Genomic DNA, 5,676 nt, shown 5'->3' on the forward strand with positions numbered 1-5,676 from the left:
ATAGAAGGACTGAAATCTAAAAAGAGAGGAAGACCTTCAAAAATGTCAAAGACCCCAAAGAAATCAAAAGACACAAAAATAGAATCATCAGCACAATTAATCAATGAAGAAGATAATTCATTAAATGAAGCACAACTAAAAGAAAAAATAAAGAAATTAGAAGAAAAATTAGGATACTTATCACCAATAGAATACAGAAAGAAAAATGCAGCATAAAAATTTCCTACCCATAGGGGTAGGAAAGGAAAAAGAAATACCAGAGCTAGTTTAGTTCTAACTCTGGTATTAGGTCCAACTTTGTGGGGTCAGCTTACTTCATACTACTTTAATTTTTCATAGATTAGTATTATTGGTCCAAAAATATAGGAAACTAGGTGGACGGTCCTGTGTGTTAAGAGAAAAATATCGCCAATTTTCTCATTAACTATATCGTAGACAAAAACCATGGTAAAAACTGAAATACCAAAGTATATAGTTGGTATGATGGCTAATCCTTCAAAAGGATCAACTTTAAAATATTGGGTCATGACCAAATAATATCCACCAAAACCAACAAGGCCAAAAATAAAGACTAAAAAGTCATAAAAATCAAATTTCTTTTTCATAATCTTCTTCCTTTCTCAAATTTTTTCTGTAAATATAGGCTAAAAACAAAAAGTATATAAGGGCAATTACATTAAGCCTATCATCAATACCATCAAGGATAAAATTAGAGCTAATAGCAAGGCTTAGGGGCCTAAAAAAGCTAAAAAAGTTTAGGTCTTTTTTTAGCAATTTATAAAGGTCAAGGCAGGCAAAAATTATTAAGAATATTAAAAATAATTTATTTTCCATCCTTTTCCTCCTTAAGTTCTAAGAAAATTTTGGCTCGGCCTCCATTTTCATTTGCTAAAACAAGGTCGCCTCCCATAGCAGAAATATAAGAATCTGCTATAAAAAGGCCCATGCCTGTGCCCTTGCCGGATGTCCTGCCGTAATTATTTGTATAAAAAAGTTTTTTCCCTTCCTTTAGGCTTTTTTCATCAAAACCAGCTCCGTCATCGGCTACTGTAATTATGATTTGCTTATTTTTTGCAAGTTCTAGCCAAACCGCACTCTTCCTATGCTCAAAAGCATTGATTAAAAGCTGGCTTAAAGCCTTATCAAACCTGATTTTATCAATCTCTATATAATAATCATTTCTAGCCTTTAGGTCATTAATGATTCCTATTTCCTCTTCCCTCATGTCTTCAAAAAGACTTAAATTTACCTTTAAATTGGTCACAAATTCTGACAGAGAAATTTTTTCCAACTTAATTTCATCAATAAAACCTCCAGATACTTCCATCAAATCGTCTATATATTCAGAGATTTTTTCGCATTCCGCCTTGATTTTGCTAAGTCTTTTTAGGTCTGTAGCATCTTTAGATTTTATTAAAGAAAGATTGGTATTGAACACAGTAAGGGGTGTTTTCATATCGTGAGAAATGGCTGCTAGACTTGTTTTTATAAAGGTGTCCTTTTCTTTTATTTTTTCATTTTTATCTCTAAGAGTCTTGTTAATTAGGTCAAATTCTGCCAAATCTAAGTCTTTGTCATAGTTATCTTTTTTAATTGAATCTTCTAAAATTCTTAAATCTTTTAGGATATGATTATCAATGCCAAGATAAAGTTTTCTTAGAAAATAGAGGGACTAAATCATAAAAACGCCCAAAGGAAAATCACTTTTTAGCCTAAGGGAATATAGGTATGTTTGACCTAATTTAAGGGCTATAATTGTTAAAATTCCGTAAACTAACACTCTCAAAAAATTATCCAAAAGGAGTCCAAAAACTAAATTTTTCACTCGTTTTTCCACCTATATCCCTCCTTCCAAATATTTTCAACCGGGTCATCTACCCCGATTTCTAGGATTTTCTTTCTGATGTTATAAATATGAGTCACAATCGTCCTCTCTGATGCCTGTTCAAAATTATCCGATACCACAGAAAGCAGGCTCTCTTTAGAAAGAACCCTGCCCTTATTGATAAATAAAATTTTTAAAATCTTTTTTTCTTGGCTTGTTAAATAAATTTGCCTTTCATTTTTCCTTACAAGGCCCGTTTCAAAATCAAAAGTTGTCTCTTTGTAGGAAATTTCTGAATTTTCATTTAGCCTTAACTTAGATTTTATCCTAGCAAGTAAGATATCTGGGTCAAAGGGTTTTTTGATATAGTCATCCGCCCCAAGTTCTAAACCCTTTAGCTCGTCTTCCTTACCAGCCTTGGCAGTTAGGATAATAATTGGTCTTTTAATCTCTTCCCTAATAGTTTTTAGAAAATCCAAACCATCAAAATTACCTAGCATTAAATCTAAAATTATCAAATCGTATTTATTTAATATCAGATAATCGTCAATTTCTCCAAGGTCTAGGAAATAATCCACCCCATAGCCTTCATTTTCCAAGAGGTCCTCGAGGGATTCTACCAGGGCCAGGTTATCTTCAATTATACATATATCCATATCTCCACCTCACTGATATTATATGTCTTTTTAATCAAGAATTGGTAAATTTTTCCACAAAAAAACAGGACCTAAGCCTGTTTCTTAAAATGATTCTCACTTAATATGGAAAATTTATAAAACCATGACCAAAGTCCCTAGACCGATTAAGATTGCTCCTATAATAGCTTTTTTGCTGGCAAGTTCGCCGAGGATTAAAAAGGCAAAAATCATTGTAAAAACAACACTTAACTTATCTATAGCCACGATTTTAGATGCGTCTGACATTTGCAAGGCCTTGTAAAAGGCAAGCCAGGAAATGCCTGTGGCAAGACCTGAAAGAACCAAAAATACCATTGACTTTTTGCTGATTTCTCCCAAATCGTGCTGGCCTCCAACTAGAAAAACCATTATCCACGAAAAAACCAAAACAACTGTCGTCCTAATAGCTGTTGCCAGGTTTGAATTTATATCATTTATCCCAATTTTTGCGAGAATTGATGTAAGGGCCGCAAAAATTGCTGAAATCAGGGCGTAAATATATGCCATAAAAACTCCTTATAAAAAAACTCTCCTGAGGGAGAGCTCTTAATCTTCAAATTCGTCAGCTAGGATATTTTTTAAGACTTCTGCCTCTTCTTGTGTAAGGGTAATACCCTTGCTCATCCTAGTGTGATCTTCGTTCCAATCTCTGATATCATATTTTGGATCTCTTTCATTCCAAGAAACAAGGTTTAATTCCTTGGTCCAACCCTTGGCGTTGGTTGAAAGGATACCTATATTTTCTACTATATCGTATTTTATTGCCATAATCGCTCTCCTTTATAAGTACTTATTTATTCATTCGTTTTTTAAGGTCTTTTTGAATTTGATTGTAGTTATAACCAGCATATTTGAGACGTTTTTCTCTTTCCTTGCCGGTTGACCAGTGGCCATCAATTATTTCTTGAATTAGCTTGTTGTAATCCTTCCTGCTCTTGCCCTTAATTAGCAAAGGATAATCCCTATAAAGGGCGTTTTTATCAATATTTCCAGAATAACCATCGACCCTTCCCTTGTGGGCATATTGCCAAATATCAAATTCTGTATCCTTATAACCTGTAAAACCAACTCCGTCATAGTCAGCTATCCAGAAATTGCCCCTATTTCTAATTTCTTTAGTTAGATGGTTTTTAGCAAAATGTGGGTAGGAATAAACCCCTGTCACATAACCGTTTTTGCTCAATATATTAAGGAAGGTCTCAGCTGCCTTTGATAGGCTCTCCCTGCTGACCTTTGATTGTCTCATCCCATCTTCAACATCCAAAAATATTGGTAGGGATACATTTTTACCCTTCAAAAAATCTAGGACAAAATATGCTTCCTTAGTTGCCTCTTCTTCATTTGTAGCCCTAGAATAATGGTAAAAACCTATTGGCACATTTCTCGCATTTAGGTTGTTATAATGAGTATCTACAGCAAAATCCTTTCTTAAATAGTAGGACTTTTCGCCAGTTTCTTCATCTTCCTTAAAGGTTGTTATTGATGACCTAAGGATAGCTCCATCTATAGCTGCCGCAAACTTATCGTAGTTTATAGAAGATGGTTTTTGGTGTTCGCTTATATCAACCACATTTGAATAAACTGCAGTTTTTGGGTAAACAACAGGCTGTTTCTTTGCGTTTGCAAGCCTTAAGTCTGGATTATTTTTAATATAGGCATCTCTTCTAGCCTTTATCTTAGCTTGGTCAACCTTGATTCCATTTTTCGCTAGGATTTGATCAAGATTTGTGGCATCATATTGAATGACATCACTAGCGTGGGCAAAGCCCGGTCCACTGATTAAGATTGCCAGACCAAGGGCAATTATTTTAGTAAATTTTTTCATCTTATCTCCAATACATCTGTTAAATCAATGTGGCAATAGCCAGCTGGGTTCTTCTTCAAATAGTCTTGGTGGTAGGCTTCTGCCACCACATAAGTATTTAAGGTCTCTACTTCTACTAGGATTTTCCTATCACATTCTTTTTGTTTTTCACTTAGAAAGTTTTTTGCCACTTCCAAATCATTTTCATTTTTAGAATAAATTCCAGTCCTATATTGTCGGCCCAGGTCGTTTCCCTGCCTATTTAGAGAAAAGGGATTTATTATGTAATAAAAATGTTCAAGTATATCTCTCAGCGAAATTTTTTCCTCATCGAAAGTCACCTTGACTGTTTCGGCAAAGTCTGTCTTATAAAGTTCTTCATAAGTGGTAGTGGTGGTATTTCCATTAGAATAACCAACTTCTGTCGCCAAAACTCCTTCAAGCTTTGAAAAGTAAGCATCTACTCCCCAGAAACACCCACCTGCCAAATATATATCTCTCATTTTTTTCTCCTAAATTTTGTAAAATCAGTCCTTCTATGGTTTCGCTCCTTAAAAGTCTTTAGAGAAGACGAAAATGATGATGCTAGTAATACCCCAAAGGCAATAGCCGCTGCAATGCCGAGCGCCTTGTATAGGAAACCTATGGCAACATAAGTGTTATTAGCAATAAAATTTGTCATTGACTTATAAATCGCTTCACCTGGGCAAAGGTTAATTATACCTGGAAGGATAAAAACGCTAGCTGGATGGTGGTAGATTCTAGCCAAAATTTCGGCAGTTGCTGTCATAACCAAGGCAGAAATCAAAGAACCCAAGTAAACTGAATTAGTATGGGCAAGAACTACCTTGTAAATTACCCAACCAAAACCTGCGGCAAGGCTAGAAATATATAAGGCCTTTTTGGGCAAATCAAATATCAAACCAAAACCAACAGCCGCAATGGTTGATATAATAAATTCTCTAATATAAAACATCCTACCCCCAAATTGTCATAATTGTAATCGGCGTACCAACACCCATGGCAAGGGCTGTGGAAATTAAAATACCGATAACAGCTCCAGTTAAGCCAGAAGTAGCATCACCACTCATTAAATCCCTCATGGCATTAGTAATAGTAATACCCGGCAAAAGTGCCATCATTGATGAAACAATAATAACACCTGACTTAATATCTGGGTAAAAGTGGGCAAAAATCATTGTTAGGATAGAAACTATTACCCCATATAAATAGTTTACCACAAAATAACCCAAACCATTTTGCTCCATAACATACGAAGCATAGTAGGAAAGCATACCAACAACTATGGAAATAGCCATCTCATTCTGTCCCCCACTCAAAAGTAGGGAAAAAGCTCCAGCAGCTATTGC

Annotated in this window: 10 protein-coding genes and 1 pseudogene; 1 reads left to right on the forward strand and 10 read right to left on the reverse strand. The window is 35.0% G+C overall.

Annotation, left to right across the window (positions count from 1 at the left end; genetic code table 11):
* Positions 1-216, forward strand: a pseudogene (locus RQ907_RS07080) (transposase); the annotation flags it as partial.
* Positions 217-320: 104 nt separating this feature from the next.
* On the opposite strand, the gene RQ907_RS07085 reads toward RQ907_RS07080, so the two are convergent.
* The 10 genes from RQ907_RS07085 to RQ907_RS07130 form a co-directional block, all read right to left on the reverse strand.
* Positions 321-605 (reverse strand): hypothetical protein, encoded by a 285-nt coding sequence (locus RQ907_RS07085; RefSeq protein ID WP_311492677.1) that lies wholly within the window; start codon positions 603-605, stop codon positions 321-323.
* Positions 589-834, reverse strand: a complete 246-nt coding sequence (locus RQ907_RS07090; RefSeq protein WP_311492678.1) for a hypothetical protein — start codon at positions 832-834, stop codon at positions 589-591. Before RQ907_RS07090 ends, RQ907_RS07085 begins: the two co-directional genes overlap by 17 nt.
* Positions 824-1,561, reverse strand: coding sequence for a HAMP domain-containing sensor histidine kinase (locus RQ907_RS07095; RefSeq protein WP_311492679.1), 738 nt, complete (start codon positions 1,559-1,561; stop codon positions 824-826). Before RQ907_RS07095 ends, RQ907_RS07090 begins: the two co-directional genes overlap by 11 nt.
* A 260-nt stretch (positions 1,562-1,821) precedes the next feature.
* The gene (locus RQ907_RS07100) at positions 1,822-2,481 is read right to left on the reverse strand and encodes a response regulator transcription factor (protein ID WP_311492680.1); all 660 of its coding nucleotides are present in this window, start codon (positions 2,479-2,481) and stop codon (positions 1,822-1,824) included.
* A 114-nt stretch (positions 2,482-2,595) separates the two neighbouring features.
* A complete protein-coding gene (locus RQ907_RS07105; RefSeq protein WP_311492681.1) occupies positions 2,596-3,009 on the reverse strand; it encodes an EamA family transporter in 414 nt (137 codons plus the stop codon).
* Between the two features lie 39 nt (positions 3,010-3,048).
* Positions 3,049-3,270 (reverse strand): PC4/YdbC family ssDNA-binding protein, encoded by a 222-nt coding sequence (locus tag RQ907_RS07110; protein ID WP_311492682.1) that lies wholly within the window; start codon positions 3,268-3,270, stop codon positions 3,049-3,051.
* 22 nt (positions 3,271-3,292) lie between these two features.
* On the reverse strand, positions 3,293-4,327 hold the full coding sequence (locus tag RQ907_RS07115; RefSeq protein WP_311492683.1) for a GH25 family lysozyme: 1,035 nt from the start codon (positions 4,325-4,327) through the stop codon (positions 3,293-3,295).
* Positions 4,324-4,809 (reverse strand): peptide-methionine (S)-S-oxide reductase MsrA, encoded by a 486-nt coding sequence (gene msrA / locus RQ907_RS07120; protein WP_311492684.1) that lies wholly within the window; start codon positions 4,807-4,809, stop codon positions 4,324-4,326. The genes RQ907_RS07115 and msrA overlap by 4 nt, the downstream gene beginning before the upstream one ends.
* A complete protein-coding gene (locus RQ907_RS07125) occupies positions 4,806-5,282 on the reverse strand; it encodes a threonine/serine exporter family protein (RefSeq protein ID WP_311492685.1) in 477 nt (158 codons plus the stop codon). Before RQ907_RS07125 ends, msrA begins: the two co-directional genes overlap by 4 nt.
* A gap of 1 nt (position 5,283) precedes the next feature.
* The coding region (locus tag RQ907_RS07130; protein ID WP_311492686.1) for a threonine/serine exporter family protein at positions 5,284-5,676 on the reverse strand (393 nt) is incomplete at its 5' end.

It is taken from the genome of uncultured Anaerococcus sp. (genome assembly GCF_963510575.1).
Lineage (GTDB): Bacteria > Bacillota > Clostridia > Tissierellales > Peptoniphilaceae > Anaerococcus.